Raw genomic sequence first — 16867 nt, 5'->3', positions numbered from 1 at the left:
AAGGCTTTTCCTTAGCGATTCAGCCCTAAAACGGCTTAAATTACTCTAAATCAGCGACAAATTAGTAATATGGAACCACTTTTTCGGAGGTCTCCCTTGTGGAGTTCCTAAATCTGAGCGTCTTACTGTTCCTTCTTCCATAACCCCCGCTTGTAACCACTTCCTAATTAACTTCAGGATTCGCCTGTCATTGATGCGCATTTGTATCAATTTCATGAGCTTTTCTTGGTTAATGTTGTCGAAGTAGCCTTGGATATCAACGTCAACTACCCAATTCCCTTTGCGGTTGCAGGCTTTACGGATACGGTCTAGCGCTCCTTTAGCACCACGTTTCGGACGGAATCCGAAGGATGTTTCATGAAAATCCGCTTCAAAGATGGGTTCAATCATTAGTTTTGTTGCCATTTGTACGACTCGATCTCGAACCGTCGGAATTCCGAGCGGCCTTTGCTTACCATCCTTTTTAGGAATGTAGTGACGTCTCACTGGATCGGGGTGGTATGTGCCTTCTTGCAGTTCACGTTGACATTCCCTTATGAAAGAAATCTCTCCTTGTTTCTCGACGTCTGCTAGTGTAATGGCATCAATACCAGCCGCGCCTTTGTTAGCACGCACTCTTTTCCATGCTTCGCATAGAACATCCCATCGGTAAACCTTATCATACAAAGCGTGGAACTTACGCTTACTGTTCTCCTTGGCTGCATGACCTAGCTTTTCTTGGAGTTGTTGAACTTTTTCTTTTGGTGTCGTTAGCCGATCGGCATTCACTCACTCGTACCTCCTTAAAAAGCATAAACAAAGCAGGGCCCCTTCCCTCCCGAAGGTTATGTTGTCCTTCGGCTCTTCGGTACTATGAGCCCCTCGGACTCCCTTCCTGCAGACGGCTCACTTCACTTTTCGAGCTTATAGAGCGTCTCTTTACGGTTTCTAAAAAAAAAAATCCGTGCAGGGGAGGGTCTCCCCAGTTCACTGCATTATCTTTCATACCATGCCGATCCCCTTACACCGGAGGATTCTTCGCTGTTGTTCCAAGTTCTCTACAGCTTCCATGGCCTTCGTCTATTGAAGCGAGACTCGGCTTCCTCTTGTCCCCCTTGCGAGGCCTTTTTGACGATGCGGCAGGATTCACTTCATGTTACGGCCTGGTAGGTTGCTCGCCCTGTCTCTGACAAGTACTTTTGTCGATGCGCTTTTACGCACAGATTTCGCCATACGTAAGCATCCCAGATACAAAGGTGGCTTGGCCCCTCCCTTGGTTGGACTTTCACCAACTAGATAATGCGTGCCTCTGGGCACGCCTTCAATGAAAAAGGCAGCTGAGCGCAATCAGCTGCCTTAATGTCGTGCTTGAACTATGTTTTAGTCTTTAATTCAATCAGTTACACTGTTCGTCATAAAGAGTTTTCAAAACTTCCGGGGTCAGTCCCTCCCCCGCATAAGAAACCAATGGGGATATTTCAATATCCCGTCCTTCCAGCGCGGAGCGATCTACACCTGCATTAATGAGCCACTTCTTATATAGATCCTGCATAAGTGAGCGAGCTGTCGCCGGGCTGTCCTTGCCCTCCTTATTCTTGACAGGGGCGAACTCCTCCTCTCTTCGTATTTTCAAAACCATCATGCTTTCAACGAGTGGGAAGAAATCAAAAATAAATTTTTCAAATTTAAAAGCGTTTGGCGACGCCGGATGGATCAGATGTCCCTGATCATCTATGTATTTGACCGCTTTATTGGCGGCATGATAAGGAATATTCGTATCCGCATACTGTTCAATAAAATCAGTTCGAAACAAATGAATCGAAAGGTTGGCCAGTCCATAGGTCAAGTTGCCCGAACTATCTGTTTCGTACAATAGCTCACTAGGCACGTCCATGTATTCCATGACTGCCGGTCTGCCGTCCTTCATGCAAAGAATGCCTACTTTCTCCTCGGGGTAAGATTTTTCTGCGACTTTGGTGGCAATCGGATAGTTATGATGCACAGCCGCGCCTATAAAAAACGGATCGGCGACTCGTATCAAGGCATTATCGACATTATAGTAGAACAGCCACTCCACTCCCCGACGGTTCAGGTCGTCCAAGGCTCCCGAACGCTTCATGGAGGCAAAACAGTCGCCGTTCCCGCTGGGAGTAAGCGCGATTTCATCCTTGGCGGAAAGCAGGATGTGTCCATCGGAATCGAGTGATGGTAGGACATTTTGCCGGAAGAAGAAAATGTCGTCCATGGCATAGCCGAAATACTCTGATTCCTGGAAGTATCGCACAGTATCCTGATGATTCTCAGGGCTGGTCATAATGTACCAGGGGATGAACCTACCTGCTTTTCGGGACAAGTTGAGCAAGCGCTCTGCCTGTAGCTGGAACAGCGACTTTCCTGACGGCAGTCCGATGTTATAGGTCCCCTTCGGTCCCTCGTGCTCTAGGCGGCTTCCGTGCCCTCCGGCAACGACAAGTGCCGCGACCTTGCCTTGACGAAGCCGTTCCCAGCCATTCTCGGTAATTTTCTTTCGCACCTCCTCGCTGTAATCCTCCGAATCGTAAACTTCCATCGGCGAGATAAAGTCGGTGCTTGCCGATGGAAGTTTCGTACTATGGAATAGCTCGCCAAGCGTGGCAAAATCCAGCTGTTCCATTTTATCCAGCAGCATATTCTTTGAATCTTTGGAAAGCGACGGGTAATGCATAAGTAAATGCTCCTGGCCGTAGGCTTGCGCCTTTTTATAGAGTTCGTCATATCGGTTATCCACTATAAACCTCCTATGTAGATCGTTCGTTATATTACTTGATTTTATCACAGGAAGACTATCATAAATTAACTCGAAGTCATAGGCCATAATAAACTAAAACAAGCGATAGATCGGTTCCAACGCCGTGCTATCATTCTCCCGTTTGCCCTCTTTCTTCATCAGTTAATAATATCCAGCTATCCTCCTTAATACATTTTCCTTTTTTTGGAACTATTTTGCTCTTTAGTTTAACGAAAAAGCAGCCGATCATTTGAACTGCCCCCCATTTGTTAGACAACGACTAACAATGGAGGTGCAGTTTTTTGCTTAATTCAGTTTAGATGTGAAATTGAAGGCCATTCATAGGTATCAGAATGGCACTGAAGGAGTCAAAATACGAATATCACGGGATAACAGCTTTTGAAAAGAGCTATACAGCTTACACATTCGGATCAAGGCTGGCACTACCAGATGAAGCCTTATCAACATGCTTTGAAGGAACAAGGAATTACCCAGAGCATGTCACGTAAAGGAAATTGCTACGATAACGCGGTAATGGAGAACTTCTTTGGCATTATGAAATCGGAATTTCTTTATCTGAATGAGTTTGAAAGTGTAGATCACTTCAAGCAAGAACTGGCACGATACATGGATTACTACAATTCACAAGCGTATCAAGTCAAAATTAAAAGGCATGAGCCCGTACAGTACCGAGCTCATGCCCAACAGGTTGCATAAAATATTTGTCTAACTTTAAGGGGAAATTGTTTAGTAATTCTTGAAAATTGTAAATAAGAGGACCTAGATAATAAAGTTAGTTATCACTAAAACTATGTCGATCAAGTCTGCCCCTGTCCTTCTGAAAATAATTATGCATAAAAAACTCTATGACTCCAAAAACCAATGCAACTATCGCCACATTTGTAAAGTTTATGGACCATTGGAAGAAAAATTTCTCGACCAGCCAAAAGAAAACAAAGGCCATTCCTACATCTGCTAAGGTAGCGACCCCATTGTTCGTGACTCTTAAAAACAATTGATCTATTGCAATATAAGACAAAAGAGAAAGAGTATAAGTGGCAAAGAACGCCTCTATAAGTGTGGCTTGCGTCAAATACATCAATAGAGGAATTATAAAAACTCCATTTAACAGTAACTTCAAAAACAGTTTCCCAAGCATTCGCAGCATTTTCTTTGCCTTCTTTCTCCAAGAATGTACTCCTGTTTCTTACTATTGCCCTTTTGTGTCCGAAATATTAATTGGAAATTAGATGAACAGATACATAAATAAGCCAATGTATTTTTCCATATCAAGGAAAACACATTGGCTTAGAGAAATTAGTTTATAAGAAAGCATGAATTAAAAATAGAACAGCAAATGCTAGACCTGACCGCAAATGCCACTTCCGATCCAGTCTCTGATATCGTAATAATCCCGATACGGGAACAGGTAGAAGAACCAGCAAGGCAAGCAAGCCGCTTATATTATTAAAATCCAATTTAAAGCCATACATAAAGACAGCAACTGCATGCAGAACGATAAATGCAATCGCGATGATCGCCAATGGGGTGTGCCATCTGCGAGCGAAGCGCAGCAATACTGCAAGCCCTTTTTTCACATGACCAAAACCATCCCATATTCGCTGCCTCATAACAAAAAGAAGGGCGTAATAAGCCAGTACAAAAAATAAGGCGATTCTTGCATACGAGCCAAAATCTTTAAACGTATGTTCGAACTGTCTGCTGTGCAGAGTTTCTGAAGAAAGCTGTAATAACCCCTCAAGCTGCCAAATCACGAGCAGAACAGCTATAACAAACGCCACGCTCACCCCGATTCGCTCCTTTTTAGGTATCCATTCTTGTCTTAACCTACCAGCTTCCTTTTCGAGTGTATTCACTATATCTTGCCTCCGTTTTTTGATAAGAATAATTCCTCAGACCTCTGGGCTTTATTTTCTCAAAAATAGATTTTCTAACTACGGATACCGGCTGTTTTTGAAGAAGAAACTGTTAAGCGTTTTAACGTATATTGATACAGATTTCCAACAAGCAATCCTACAAATAAATACATCAAACCGCCAAAAATTCCATAAACAACTGCTCCAATTACCGCGCTTAAGATACCGAAAATGAATTGATCTTTATCTTTGGCGGGTGTTGTTGGCGGATCTGTAAGCATGAAGAATGCAAAGAAAAGCGTAGCATTAATAAAAGGTGATCGTAGGGCATCACTAGAATCACCAATATTAAAAAATCCCATAATCAATAGAAGCATAAAATAGGTTCCAAGATATGAAAAAACTATAGGGAATTTATTCACACGGTTTGTTATCATGTATCCGCCGATCAACAAAATTACGTTTGTCCACGCAGGGAGATCGCCAAACGCCCCCCACCAGCTTTGTCCCGTTCGAAACAAAAGGATCGACGCCAGCAATCCGAAAGCGGCTGGATTAAAAATCGGTTTTTTCTTATAGACAAGCAAATATTTAGATGAGATTGCAATAAGGGCAGTTGCTGCAACGACATACCACGAAGTTCTTGTGCTCAAAATCAAAGCAATGATCAACCCTGAAATTATCGCGCCATCAGGAAAAGCTCTTTTCTTTTTAGCCAAAGAAGCGCATATGAAATCTGCAGTTACGGAAACACCAACCGCAATGAAACTATTTAGGACTCCTCTGAGGTCCAGCGAATAAACGGCGGCTATTAGCAGAAAGGCAATCATGGAGATCATGACATATCCCTTCGGAGTTCGGAGCCATTGGGTCATGGACACTTAGATTCCCCCTATTCGATTTATTTGCAAATCTTGATCAATCAAGATTCCCTTGAGATTCACTTCTTCTAGCAACGCTTTTCCCCGGTCTTTCTCCAATACAAATGCTGCTGTGGAGAAAGCGTCCGCCATTAGGGCGTATGGGGCAATAACGCTGCAGCTGATCCATTCATTAGGGGAATGCTTGCCGCATGGGTTCATGAGGTGATGGATGCCAGTTTTTAACGGACTTTTACGCTCATAGCTTCCAGAGGTACAAACAGCCTCATTCGAAACTTCTATCATTTGTATAACCTGATCTTTGTGTATCGGATGTTGAATTCCGATTTTCCATTTCCTCCCCTGCTTGTCCAATCCGCCGGCAAAAAGGTCCCCACCTGCATTCACGATAAACCCTTCGAAATTTTTTAATTCATGCGCAGCTAAATCAATTGCAAATCCTTTAGCAACGGCTCCTAAGTCAATAACTAACGGTTTATTTACATACAATGTACGATGCTCTTCATCTAACAAAATATCTTGATAAGTAGCTGAATCCGATGCAGAACTTTGGATAGTCTCCCCAGTTAAATAATGTTGATTGAATCCGTAATCCTCCATCGCTTTTCCCACCGTTGGATCAAACATGCCATTCGTCACTTCGGCTACCTCTAAAGCAAATCTTAATGGCTCAAATATAAATGGACTAATCTTGACAGCAGTTTGAAGCTGTCGCGTTGCCTTCATGACTTCGCTGTCCCGGCTAAAGCGGCTGCAGGCTTGCTCGACTTTTCGAAATACTTCAAAAGCTCGATCGACAGCAGCTGCGGCCTTATCTCTTGAATGGTCAGCAACAACGACTTGTATGTCTACAACGGTATCCATAAATAATTTCGTTTTCTTCATCATGATCACCACTAAGTGTTTAGCGCTTGTGCAATCGCATTTTGCACGGCATCTTTAAAAGCTTGTGTACTATATGTTGCCCCTGACACATTCTTTACTTGTGCACTTTGGATTTGTGTTACCTCTTGCGGTAGATCAATAACATCATTTTCTGAATAATGCATAGCAAAATCACTGATTTCCACATCGGTAATCTTATCGTTATTCATAGTTACACCAACCTGAATCGAGCCGCGGCGATTAGATCCTGTTCCATAGAAAGTCCCATTTTTATATTTGCTTTTGATTTGGCTGCTGCCTGTCTCCACGCTAGCTTGATTGTATGAGACCGGTTTCTGCAAAGCCGCATGCGTTTCGGTTGAAAAATATCCGGCAGCGTAGATCGCCCCAATGGCTGTTGAACATAAAACGACCCATTTCTTATCCATTTTTGCCATGTAAAATCCTCCAATGTCAGGCATCATCTATATGTTGATTATAGGAGGCGAACATTTAAATTTTCTTAAAGTGCATGAATTTACATGTGGTTTATTGTCTTTTTGGGAAAAATGATAATAAATTCGGTTCCAATGGACAATTGAGATTGAACACGAATCGTCCCTTTATGGGCCAGCACAATCCATTCAGCAATCGAAAGCCCAAGACCTATTCCGCCGTCTGAACGACTGCGGCTCTTATCTCCTCTATAAAATCGTTCAAAAATTCGTGGCAGATCAGCCTCGTTGATTCCGCATCCGCTATCTTTGACAACAATCCGAATGGAATGCGATAGGTTATGACACCTGACTTCAATGGAACCTTCAGGCGGTGTAAATTTTAGAGCATTATCCAATAAAATGATAAACAATTGTCGGAGACGATTTTCGTCGCCCCATAGCACGGATGGTTCAATTTGAGAATGAATATGGATGAACTTCGTTTCTGCCAATAGCGCAAATTGCTCTGTGATCTCTTGAAGAAGCTGATGCACGGGTACCGTCGCTGTATGAATTTGAAGCTGGTTGGAGTCCGTTCTGGCCAACGTCAGCAGATCGTCGATGAGCCGCCCCATTCGTTTGCTCTCCTTTAGAATAAGGGCGATGTTTTCGCTTTCCTCTTCAACAGAACGTTGCGGATGCCTAAACAAAAGCTCAGACCGGGTTTGAATCACGGCAATTGGCGTACGCAGCTCATGAGAGGCATCCGCAACAAATTGCTGCTGCTTGTCCCATGATCTGCGAATCGGTATTAGCGATCGGCCTGCTAAATAGAACCCAGCCAGTATAGAGAAAAGCACTCCTGCGGAACAGCCGATAATAAGATCCGTACGGAGGGTTTGAAGCATTTTATGGGCATCTTCTAAGCTTCTTACGACGACTACATATGAGACATGTGGGACAGCTTTTGAATCAACCACTTCTTTCATGGGATTGTTAAATCCCAGCAACCTGTATTCGCGCCCCCCCGCCGAGACATACTGTAAGGAACCGTTATGGGTACTGTTTTTAAATTCTCCTGCATCTTCCAAAGAGAACATATGCTTCGGATATTGATTGAGGAGATGACCTTGCTCGTCCCAGAACAAGTATGAAGTTGTTCGGTCCGCATCAGGCTCAGGATGATCGGCCTGGAGCATTTGATCGATGGAACTCAGCTGCATGGATCTCGCCGTATTATTGATTGCCTCATCGGCTTGTCGGAGCAACCGGTAATCCATATGCGCATACAGGATGAATCCGAAAATGAATAAAAAAAAGATCAGCACCGCAGAATTTAATAACACTAATTGCCGACGTGTTTTACTGAACATGGGAATCTCCCTTCAATAAATACCCCACGCCGCGAATGGTCTTTAAGATGAGGTCTCCTCCGTAAGGTGCAAGCTTCTTACGCAAATGGTGAACATAGACATCAACTGCGGATGAAGCAGAATCTGAATCGTACCCCCATATCCGTTCAAAAATCTGATCCCTAGGTAAAATCTGATCCTTATTGCGGAGGAAAAATTCAAATAGTTCATACTCCTTAGGCGTCAGTTTCAAAGGCTGCTCATCAACGAAAGCGTCTCTTTGATTAGTAACGAGCACGATTTGCCCACATGTCAAATTTCCATCCAGATCAACGCTTCCTTTACGTCTTAATGCAGCTCTTGCTCTAGCAAGTAAAATGGAAGTCGTAAATGGCTTGGTTACATAATCATCAGCGCCTGCATCCAAGCCTCTGACGCAATCCTCGACACTGTCTTTTGCAGTTAACATAATCACCGGTGTTAACACTTGTTGCTTCCGTAACTGCTTTACGATATCAAGACCGCTCATACCGGGTAACATAACATCAAGGATAATAAGATCGTAATTTCCTTGTTCCGCTAGGAAGTACGCTTCATCACCCGTGGAAACACCAGTAGTGTCAAAAGTCTCATTTTCGAATATGTCCATGATCGCTTTAAGTAAAGCAAGGTCATCTTCTACGATCAATAATTTCATTACAAATCACCTCATTTAACGTTCAGTTCATAGTATTATTTTAACAGAAAAATAACCGCCTATAAGGCGGCAGTTATTAAATATAGGTATAGTATCCAATTAGAACAACAAGGTTAAATTGGCACCCCAATTTTCAAACGCAAAAAAGACGGTGCCGCGTCTATCCAAAACACGGCAAAAAATTACCATTTCTAAAGTTGATTTTTTGCATCTCACCTATTAAGCTCAGGGTAAGTTTGCAGAAAGAATTAGCTCCATAAGTGTAGGTTAATCTGTGGCATGTACTAGTGCCATTAGTCATCCTCCTTTTGATTAATACACATACCCGTATGGGTATATAAAGAAGGCATTTTCCTTAAATTAAGAAATTAATTTGGCGACAAGAAAAGCAATTCCCGCTGCCACTCCACCGACCAATGTCGTTTGCCAAGCACTTTTAAATGGTTTGGAACCCGTAAATCTCCCCTTGATATAGCCAAAAATGTACAATGCAATTAGTGTAGCTATAACGGATACAAATAACGCAGAATATGCGGTATGGATGAACAAGTAAGGGGACAATGGGACAAGTCCACCAATGATGTATGATAAACCAATGGTTAATGAGCTATTTCTTGCCCTTTTGGGTTCAGGTACTTCTAGTCCAAGTTCATGTTTCATCATGAAATCAACCCACTTATCCGGATCTTTGCTAATCGCCTCGACAGCTGATTGGACTTCTGAGTCTCGTAGTCCCCACTTTTTTAGAGCGTCGGCTACCTCTTCTTTTTCCTTGTCTGGGACCTCGATGATTTCTCTGCGTTCCCTTTCCAGCTCGTTTGCATAGTGTTCTTGATCCGTTCGTGCGGCCAAGTATCCGCCAAGCCCCATCGCAATTGAACCTGCAGCAATTTCAGCAAGACCAGCTATGACAACAACATTCGTTCCCAAGACAGATCCAGACAATCCTGCAGCTAACGCAAAAGGAACGGTTAGCCCATCGGACATGCCAATCACAATATCACGAATGAAATCAGGAGCCGCAAAATGTTGTTCCTTGTGCTGTTTATATGCTGTATTTTCCACAGTTGCAATACTCCTTACATTATTCGGAAATGGATGAATATAAACATATTGATAACATAATTTTCATAGATACGGTTAATCATAAATCAAATACACCGTGTTTGAGTGATTGATTTATATGGTCGTACATTAAGTATTTGCATACAGTTGAATATTATGTGAGAATGTTAAACGATTAGATATTTCTAGAACCCTTCTTACAAATACAGGTATGCGTATTGGAAGTTTCATCACTACGCATCATCCCAATTAATGCCATAGGTTTTGGAAGACCAATTTTTTAGTGTTTCCTTCGTCATCATAATAAACGGCTATCGTACAGGGTAAACAATACCCAACAATGGAGTTTTCTTCGAGTAGGCGCTTTGCTTCAAATGGGTTACAAACTTCTAGGATATGATATCTTTGATTAAAATCAATCCTTTAACTTTTCCTGCATGTTCATCTGCCACAGAATGCCGAAATTTTCTTCTTTTAAGTTAAAAACCATAGATTTATAATCGGATTTCGGTTTAGGCAATGGTATTGAAGAATTAAATTCAGCACCATATTTCACTATGGGCGAAATGCCCAAGGTATCCTTGATACAGGGACGTAAGTTGGAGCCTGTAAGGTGTAATACATGTGTTAACAAGTCACAATCCTTCAGAATCAATACCAACTGATTACTTTATTAAGCATACATATACCCATATTGGTAAATTGGTGTTATTGTCACTGGTCTTCGTTTACGTCAACCCTGAAATTACAAATTCAATTGATTCATTGCTTGACTTGGAAAGGGCAATATATACAATGTGTGCAATAAACGTAACAATACTTTGGAGGGGTTATCATGCAATGTAACGTTGGGAAAACGGAGCAAGTTATAAGAGTTACAATTGGAACGGCAATTGTTCTCGCTGGAGCATACTATAAAAAATGGTGGGGCTTAATTGGAATAGCACCTATTGTTACAGGAACGACTCGTTATTGTCCACTAAATGCTGTTTTGGGGATATCGAATTGCATAGCTAATAGTAAATCCTGAAACAAATTGTATATAGTAGGCAAAAGGAAAACTCAGATTTGAGCTTAACGCCCGCCCGCAGTCTAATACTTTATTTTCTCATGACAGATCAAATAATCAACAAAGGCAACCTGAGAATACTTAAATCTAAATAGTTATTTTGCAGCTCAGGTCGGTTAATGAGTCCACCCGTATCATAATACGGGAAAAATTTAAGTTGTTGGATTGGCTCTAAATCCCACACTCGATTGTTGTTCAAATAGAGGTAACCCAACCTTTGAAAATTCTTCAACGGTTCCAAGTCATAGATCTGGTTAGATGATAAATCCAGAGTAAGTAAGTTAGTTAATTTAGATAACGGAGCAAGATTTTTGCTGTTATTATTCGCAGCATCGAGTCTCCAAAGCTTAACCAATCCTGCTAGCGGCTTTAGATCTGCGATCTTGTTGAAACTAATGGACAACGTACTCAGATTGACTAGTCCCGCTAGTGGTGAAAGATCATTGACCTTCCTCCCGGTATTATTCTAAAACGCGTCTCACCCGCAGCATACCGGGATATTCTCATTGCTTCCGGTCCCGCAGAGGACTGTACCATTGCGGTTAAAACTTTTATCGAGACCGCTCAGAAATTGTTTCCCCATTCAAGCTGAGATGCACACCTGATTAGAATATAAGATAAACCAAAAACAGTCGCAGGACACCAGCATAACTGCCGGTACTCTGCGACTGTTCTTATAAACGAATTGCCTTCTACCATGACCCCTCAATCAATTAATCCAATGTATTTTCGAGTTTAGCAGTTCGGCGGCTGCATTAGTCAGACTATTATCGATATGGAGAATGTATAGATTTTTGCATTTAACAATTTGGTTATTCATGCAATCCACCTGGTTTTAGTTTTCCTCTATTCTTTTATCATGTTCGAGTATGAATTCAACAGACCAACTATTAAAGAAATTACTTTTGAGCAGATTCAGCAAGTCTTAACAGGCTTCTCAAAGGAACCTGTGAAACAAAAAGACTTACTTCACTCTATTATTACCGAAATCACAGTAAACGCTGGAAATAATCCTGACCAAAGAAGCGTCAAGGACATATGCGACTTGATTTCCCGGATAACGGGGCTCCCCAAAAAGTATCAGAAACAGCTTTGAAGCATTACTTCACTTTTGGGAGTCCAAGAATGTTGCCAAACCCCTTATTAGAAACTTTTGGCAACTTCCTTAGCATGCGCAATTGCCTCTTCTTTAATGGCGGCTGGAGCTCGCTCTGATGATGCCGTTCCCTCAACAAAAATGGCCTCCATAGATTGAATCCCATAGAACTGCAAAATCTTTTTCAGATAGCTGTATCCCATTTCAACTTCAGCAAGAGGACCTTCCGAATAAACGGAACCGCTAGCTTGAATGTGCAAGGCTTTCTTGCTGGACAACAGACCTACAGGACCATCCTTGGTATATTTGAATGTCTTGCCCGGAATTGAAGTCGCATCCGTATATGCTTTCAAAACCGGCGGGATCGAGAAATTCCACATGGGGGAAACATACACGTACTTATCAGCTGCCACGTATTGATCGACAATCGCGTCAAGACGAGCTACTTTTGATTGCTCGGCTTCGGACAGTTGATCAAAAGACGAACCCGACCGAAGCTTTTCCCAACCACGCAAAACATCTGCATCGAATTGCGGAATATTCTCTTTGTACAGATCCAAACGAACAACCTCATCTGTTGGATTAGCTTCACGGTACGCCTCAATAAATTCTTTACCTACCGCGAGGCTAAAAGATTCCTCAGGATCAAGGGGATGTGCGGTGATGTACAATACAGTTGCCATAAATCAAAACTTCCTTTCTGTAATCAAATTAAGTACACTTTCTAGATTGATCATATACTATGTACTTACTTATTTAAAGTAGGCACAATAATGTGGTATAGTATTAAAAAAGGTACTGTAATGGAGGTCAACGTATGCAAAAGAACCCTGCCCAATGTCAATTCGTTACGGCGCTGGATTCGATCGTCGGCAAATGGAAGCCGATTATCCTTTATCATTTGCTTCAAGGCAAACCTCTGCGGTTCAATGAGCTAAGAAGATTGCTGCCCGCTATCACGCAAAGGATGCTTACGCTCCATCTGCGCGAATTGGAGGAAGAAGAGCTCGTTAAACGAGTCATTTATCCGCAGATCCCGCCGAAAGTGGAATACTCCATCACGGAATACGGCATGAGCCTGTCTCCGATTCTGGAAGCCTTACATCAATGGGGATCGGCCCATGTCGAGCGAAAGCAGCTCGGCAAGGAGAATAATGAGCAAACAGAAACGGACTAGCGTTTGAAATTACGCTAGTCCGTTTCATACCGCTCTAAATGCCCCTACCTGAATAAATAATATTCCTTAACTGGATGACCTGACTTTTAAGCTCTTTCTCTCTTTCCAAAAAGTAGAGCGAAGCTTGCAGCAACGGGAAATTCGGTTCCGCCTTACGAACCTCGTTCTGGATAAAATGGTAAACCTCTTTCAGCTCCGAACGATGTTCGGCGCCGGATGGAAGAACATTAAGGGCCGAATCCATCTCCCAGAACAGCTCGGTAAGGAACTGCTCTCTCTCCCCTTGGCGGTCCTCGAGCCCCCAGCTTAAATACCTCTCGAACGAAGCTTGTTTCAGCAGAGGCTTCAGGTTGGAGGCCATCATATGCTTAACGAGCACATTGAGCTTGTCCAAAATGAACTTTGCCGTTTCCTCAAGCGATAAAGACTTTTCTTCATAAACGATCCAAAATAAATACTCCTTCAGAATCGCACGATAGATGGAAACCAAATCCCACAGGAACGGATGGATTTCTTCGCCATAAACCTGTATCAAGCACTCTCTATGCCATCGGATGAGCCGCCCCCTAACCTTGTGTCTAAGCGGTTGGAACTTGGGATCCTGTTGGATGGGTAGCTCCGTAAATTCGACCAGAATATGCTTGTACTCCATAAAATAACGGAATCGAAGAATGATCTGCTGCAGAAACTGCTCTTCTGGCGAGAGTCCGGGAAAGCGCGTCAGCTCATCGACTTGATCGAAATAGGCGTTATGGCATTGATCAAACACCTCGCTGAAGAGGTCTTCCTTGGAAGGAAAATATTTATAGACGGATCCTTTGGCAATACCGCAATCCTCGGCAATATCCTGTATCGTCGTCGAAAGAAACCCCTGTTCCTTAAAAAGCTTCGTCGCCGATTTTAAAACCTCTTCCCTTGTCACACTCATAAACAAAATCCCCCATTGACTATTTATGAATGATAGTACAAAATATGAAACATGAAGTCAAATGACCTTGTGTTTATAAAATTGAACGTCAGGTCAAATTAAAAGGACGAGGAGAACATACGGAATGGAAAAATTATGGGATCCACAAAAAACAGCGTTGGTTGTCATTGATTTGCAAAAGTGGATAGGGAATCAATACGCCCCTTATTCCGCCGAGCAGGTGGTATCTAACGCCGCCGCCTTGGCAGATACTTTCCGTGAGCAAGGCTCGATGGTTGCACTGGTCCGGGTATCTAGTAAAGATCTGAAGGATATCCCGCGACCGAAGTTGGATTCGCCTGCACCACCCCTGAATCTGCCTGAAGGATGGGATCAAATCGTCCCGGAAATGCGGGTCGCCGAGACAGATCATATCATCACGAAGAAGCAATGGGGGGCTTTTTACGGAACGGAGCTCGACCTTCAGTTGCGCCGCCGGGGAATTGACACCATCGTCTTATGCGGCATCGCTACTGAGTTAGGCGTGGATACGACTGCGCGGGAAGCGTTTATGCACGGGTATCAGCTGATTTTGGCGATCGATGCGATGACTGGATTTTCCCAAACCGGGCATGATTACGTGAAAAATTTCATTTTTCCACGCATCGGGCGTACCCGGACAACACAGGAAATCCTCTCTGCCCTTACTGAAGCATGAACCTAATAAATGCTGCCCGTTACTTCAATAACTAAAAAAGTGACCCACAGCAACGGGCTGTGGGTCTTAAGTTTATATATTTTAAAGGGGGGCGAATTTTATTATAGTTCTTGTTTCATTAAACATGGCTTTCGTCACAAGATCGGCATAGAACTTTGCCCCTTCCTGTTGAAGGTGAACGCCGTCTTTGGTGAAGAAGTTTTCTTTTCCTTGACTTGCTGAATACCAATCTATAAGTGTAGCATTTCGATATTCCGCCGCCACTTCCTTAAGAGCTGAGTTAACAGTATCCTGCCACTTTCTCGGAACGCGAGTATTTACCAAAAAGATTTGTTGAACTTCGCTTAGCGAGGAAAGTAATGTTCGTAATTCTTCGGAGTTAAACGCCCCGTTCGTACCTAGTTCAATAATGACACAATTGCCAAGTTTCCCATTTGCCTTGAGTTGATTAACTACCTCTTGCGCTTGCACCATTTGCCGGCCAACCTTACCATCGATCACGATACCTGGCAGATTTTTTTCCAGAAAAGGTGCGGCATCAAGGATTACAGAATCGCCGATAGCTGTAAATCCTTTACCGGATTCTTCCTTGGCTGTTTGATCATGATTTGTCTGATTGGCTGAATTAGGTGTTATTGGCACCGCTGCCGGTGGAGTTGTTGGAACTATTGTTTCCTCATTCTTAGATTGTGATGAAGCACTGGATTGGTCCTTCGTATTTTGAACAGTAGTTTCTGAAGTTGGTTTCGCTGAAACTGACGAATCCGCATAGTTGTTACAGGATAAAGTCAAAAAGATGAGCGGGCTTACCGCGATAATAGATAAAAGACGTTGATAAGTTAGCTTCGGATTCATGCTTAGTTTTCTCCATAGTTTTCCTAATAAACCATTGCGTATAGGCTCTTCGATATATTTCCATGATAGTGCAGCAAGAAGAAGACTCACTCCAAATTGAACAATCATGCGAAGGATCGAGGAACTGTTATCCACCGTAGGGCTGGATAGAATGATGATAGGGTAATGCCAAATATAAAGGCTATAGGAGCGCACGCCGATCCAGCGCAAAGGACTGCATCCCATGAGTCGTGCGAGACGACTTAACGGGTGTGCAAGTACTGCGATGACAATTGCAGATATAATCGACAAAAGCACCAGCCCGCCATAGTAGAGATAGTCTCCATATTCATTTGTCCACCCCATCATAAGGATGATGATGACTAGTCCGATCCCTCCAGTCAAATCCAAAATATTACGAGATCTGCGAGAGATGTTTGCTGTAATGCTTTGGCTTGGCCAGATGACCGAGAGCGCTGCTCCAATTAACAAAGCAAAGATTCGGGTATCCGTGCCGTAATATACCCGGCTTGGATCCATCCCCGGTGCGTAAAGGATCGCCATGATTAATGCCGAAGCAGTTGCACCTATAAGTGCGATTAAAAAAATTTTGCCTCTTTGAGGTACAATACGCAAAAGAATAGTCAACACTAAAGGCCATATAAGGTAGAACTGCTCCTCAACTGCCAAAGACCAAAGATGCCCAATCGGAGACGGAGGGCCAAAGCTTTCGAAATACGATACCTTATGGAAAATAAGCCACCAGTTGTTGAAATAAAGAGCTGCTGAAAGAAAGTCCCCTTTTAATGCGATTAAACGGGCTTGGTCGAACAGGCTTAACCAAAGGGCAACAAACGCTAGCATTGTGAACATGGCTGGCAGCAAGCGGCGCGCGCGTCTTATCCAGAAATCTTTTAGGTCAAGCCTCTTGTACTGTTTCCAGTGAGCTATGAGCTGATCCGTAATCAAGTAGCCGGACAGAACGAAAAAGATTCCGACGCCCAAGAGCCCTCCGGGGACCATATTCAAGTTAAAATGGTAAGCGAGGACGGCTAATACGGAAAGAGCCCTTAGTCCATCTAATCCCGGCATGTAGCGTTTATTGACGGATATGCGCTCAACCCAATACTGTCTTTTTGTGTTGAAA

Annotated in this window: 18 protein-coding genes and 1 pseudogene; 4 read left to right on the top strand and 15 right to left on the bottom strand. The window is 43.0% G+C overall.

The features are described 5' to 3' along the window. Nucleotides 1–45: 45 nt before the first annotated feature. Nucleotides 46–768, bottom strand: coding sequence for a reverse transcriptase domain-containing protein (locus tag J2Z65_RS22590; protein ID WP_167058614.1), 723 nt, complete (start codon nt 766–768; stop codon nt 46–48). Between the two features lie 607 nt (nt 769–1375). Beyond that, nucleotides 1376–2746 carry a UTP--glucose-1-phosphate uridylyltransferase gene (locus J2Z65_RS22585; protein WP_167058611.1) on the bottom strand — a complete coding sequence of 457 codons (1371 nt, stop codon included), beginning with the start codon at nt 2744–2746 and terminating at the stop codon, nt 1376–1378. A gap of 423 nt (nt 2747–3169) precedes the next feature. Between J2Z65_RS22585 and J2Z65_RS22580 the strand changes: the two are divergent. Beyond that, nucleotides 3170–3463, top strand: a pseudogene (locus J2Z65_RS22580) (IS3 family transposase); the annotation flags it as partial. Nucleotides 3464–3539: 76 nt separating this feature from the next. On the opposite strand, the gene J2Z65_RS22575 reads toward J2Z65_RS22580, so the two are convergent. The 9 genes from J2Z65_RS22575 to J2Z65_RS36160 form a co-directional block, all read right to left on the bottom strand. Beyond that, nucleotides 3540–3914 (bottom strand): DUF2512 family protein, encoded by a 375-nt coding sequence (locus J2Z65_RS22575; RefSeq protein ID WP_167058608.1) that lies wholly within the window; start codon nt 3912–3914, stop codon nt 3540–3542. Between the two features lie 154 nt (nt 3915–4068). After that, nucleotides 4069–4623, bottom strand: coding sequence for a hypothetical protein (locus tag J2Z65_RS22570; RefSeq protein ID WP_167058604.1), 555 nt, complete (start codon nt 4621–4623; stop codon nt 4069–4071). 74 nt (nt 4624–4697) lie between these two features. Continuing rightward, nucleotides 4698–5498 (bottom strand): RnfABCDGE type electron transport complex subunit D, encoded by an 801-nt coding sequence (locus J2Z65_RS22565; RefSeq protein WP_193580926.1) that lies wholly within the window; start codon nt 5496–5498, stop codon nt 4698–4700. A 6-nt stretch (nt 5499–5504) separates the two neighbouring features. Then, complete coding sequence (locus J2Z65_RS22560) at nt 5505–6392, bottom strand: FAD:protein FMN transferase (RefSeq protein WP_240159706.1); 888 nt, start codon at nt 6390–6392, stop codon at nt 5505–5507. An 8-nt stretch (nt 6393–6400) separates the two neighbouring features. After that, nucleotides 6401–6826 (bottom strand): FMN-binding protein, encoded by a 426-nt coding sequence (locus tag J2Z65_RS22555; RefSeq protein ID WP_167058600.1) that lies wholly within the window; start codon nt 6824–6826, stop codon nt 6401–6403. A gap of 80 nt (nt 6827–6906) precedes the next feature. Further along, nucleotides 6907–8178, bottom strand: coding sequence for a sensor histidine kinase (locus tag J2Z65_RS22550; protein ID WP_167058598.1), 1272 nt, complete (start codon nt 8176–8178; stop codon nt 6907–6909). After that, the gene (locus J2Z65_RS22545; protein WP_167058595.1) at nt 8168–8854 is read right to left on the bottom strand and encodes a response regulator transcription factor; all 687 of its coding nucleotides are present in this window, start codon (nt 8852–8854) and stop codon (nt 8168–8170) included. Before J2Z65_RS22545 ends, J2Z65_RS22550 begins: the two co-directional genes overlap by 11 nt. 360 nt (nt 8855–9214) lie before the next feature. Continuing rightward, complete coding sequence (locus tag J2Z65_RS22540) at nt 9215–9919, bottom strand: VIT1/CCC1 transporter family protein (protein ID WP_167058593.1); 705 nt, start codon at nt 9917–9919, stop codon at nt 9215–9217. 249 nt (nt 9920–10168) lie between these two features. After that, on the bottom strand, nt 10169–10315 hold the full coding sequence (locus J2Z65_RS36160; protein WP_420850816.1) for a DUF302 domain-containing protein: 147 nt from the start codon (nt 10313–10315) through the stop codon (nt 10169–10171). Between the two features lie 439 nt (nt 10316–10754). Between J2Z65_RS36160 and J2Z65_RS22530 the strand changes: the two genes are divergently transcribed. Beyond that, entirely contained in the window at nt 10755–10949 is a 195-nt protein-coding gene (locus J2Z65_RS22530; protein WP_167058591.1) for a YgaP family membrane protein, read from the top strand. An 88-nt stretch (nt 10950–11037) separates the two neighbouring features. Here J2Z65_RS22530 and J2Z65_RS36155 read toward each other — a convergent pair whose 3' ends face one another. Together J2Z65_RS36155 and J2Z65_RS22520 are read right to left on the bottom strand one after the other, a co-directional pair. Next, on the bottom strand, nt 11038–11343 hold the full coding sequence (locus tag J2Z65_RS36155; protein WP_167058589.1) for a leucine-rich repeat domain-containing protein: 306 nt from the start codon (nt 11341–11343) through the stop codon (nt 11038–11040). A 788-nt stretch (nt 11344–12131) separates the two neighbouring features. After that, the gene (locus J2Z65_RS22520; protein ID WP_167058587.1) at nt 12132–12767 is read right to left on the bottom strand and encodes an FMN-dependent NADH-azoreductase; all 636 of its coding nucleotides are present in this window, start codon (nt 12765–12767) and stop codon (nt 12132–12134) included. Nucleotides 12768–12901: 134 nt separating this feature from the next. Here J2Z65_RS22520 and J2Z65_RS22515 point away from each other — a divergent pair, with 134 nt between their 5' ends. Continuing rightward, complete coding sequence (locus tag J2Z65_RS22515) at nt 12902–13261, top strand: winged helix-turn-helix transcriptional regulator (RefSeq protein WP_167058585.1); 360 nt, start codon at nt 12902–12904, stop codon at nt 13259–13261. A 34-nt stretch (nt 13262–13295) separates the two neighbouring features. Here the strand turns inward: J2Z65_RS22515 and J2Z65_RS22510 are convergent, their stop codons facing one another. After that, the gene (locus J2Z65_RS22510) at nt 13296–14189 is read right to left on the bottom strand and encodes a TetR/AcrR family transcriptional regulator (protein ID WP_167058583.1); all 894 of its coding nucleotides are present in this window, start codon (nt 14187–14189) and stop codon (nt 13296–13298) included. Nucleotides 14190–14313: 124 nt separating this feature from the next. On the opposite strand from J2Z65_RS22510, the gene J2Z65_RS22505 reads away from it, so the two are divergent. Continuing rightward, entirely contained in the window at nt 14314–14886 is a 573-nt protein-coding gene (locus J2Z65_RS22505) for a hydrolase (RefSeq protein WP_167058581.1), read from the top strand. 81 nt (nt 14887–14967) lie between these two features. On the opposite strand, the gene J2Z65_RS22500 is transcribed toward J2Z65_RS22505, so the two are convergent. Next, nucleotides 14968–16812, bottom strand: a complete 1845-nt coding sequence (locus J2Z65_RS22500) for an acyltransferase family protein (RefSeq protein ID WP_240159714.1) — start codon at nt 16810–16812, stop codon at nt 14968–14970. Nucleotides 16813–16867 lie beyond the last annotated feature (55 nt).

It is taken from the genome of Paenibacillus aceris (assembly GCF_017874035.1).
In the GTDB taxonomy this organism is placed as follows: Bacteria; Bacillota; Bacilli; order Paenibacillales; family NBRC-103111; genus Paenibacillus_E; species Paenibacillus_E aceris.
The sequence above is the reverse complement of the archived record's forward strand: the minus strand, read 5'-3'. Positions and strand labels throughout refer to the sequence as shown.

What these genes read in the sequence shown, in the direction of transcription:
- J2Z65_RS22575 (WP_167058608.1), bottom strand. Translation starts at nt 3,914, where the DNA reads ATGCTGCGAATGCTTGGGAAACTGTTTTTGAAGTTACTGTTAAATGGA.
- J2Z65_RS22565 (WP_193580926.1), bottom strand. Translation starts at nt 5,498, where the DNA reads ATGACCCAATGGCTCCGAACTCCGAAGGGATATGTCATGATCTCCATG.
- J2Z65_RS22560 (WP_240159706.1), bottom strand. Translation starts at nt 6,392, where the DNA reads ATGATGAAGAAAACGAAATTATTTATGGATACCGTTGTAGACATACAA.
- J2Z65_RS22555 (WP_167058600.1), bottom strand. Translation starts at nt 6,826, where the DNA reads ATGGCAAAAATGGATAAGAAATGGGTCGTTTTATGTTCAACAGCCATT.
- J2Z65_RS22550 (WP_167058598.1), bottom strand. Translation starts at nt 8,178, where the DNA reads ATGTTCAGTAAAACACGTCGGCAATTAGTGTTATTAAATTCTGCGGTG.
- J2Z65_RS22545 (WP_167058595.1), bottom strand. Translation starts at nt 8,854, where the DNA reads ATGAAATTATTGATCGTAGAAGATGACCTTGCTTTACTTAAAGCGATC.
- J2Z65_RS22530 (WP_167058591.1), top strand. Translation starts at nt 10,755, where the DNA reads ATGCAATGTAACGTTGGGAAAACGGAGCAAGTTATAAGAGTTACAATT.
- J2Z65_RS22520 (WP_167058587.1), bottom strand. Translation starts at nt 12,767, where the DNA reads ATGGCAACTGTATTGTACATCACCGCACATCCCCTTGATCCTGAGGAA.
- J2Z65_RS22515 (WP_167058585.1), top strand. Translation starts at nt 12,902, where the DNA reads ATGCAAAAGAACCCTGCCCAATGTCAATTCGTTACGGCGCTGGATTCG.
- J2Z65_RS22510 (WP_167058583.1), bottom strand. Translation starts at nt 14,189, where the DNA reads ATGAGTGTGACAAGGGAAGAGGTTTTAAAATCGGCGACGAAGCTTTTT.
- J2Z65_RS22505 (WP_167058581.1), top strand. Translation starts at nt 14,314, where the DNA reads ATGGAAAAATTATGGGATCCACAAAAAACAGCGTTGGTTGTCATTGAT.
- J2Z65_RS22500 (WP_240159714.1), bottom strand. Translation starts at nt 16,812, where the DNA reads ATGCCGGGATTAGATGGACTAAGGGCTCTTTCCGTATTAGCCGTCCTC.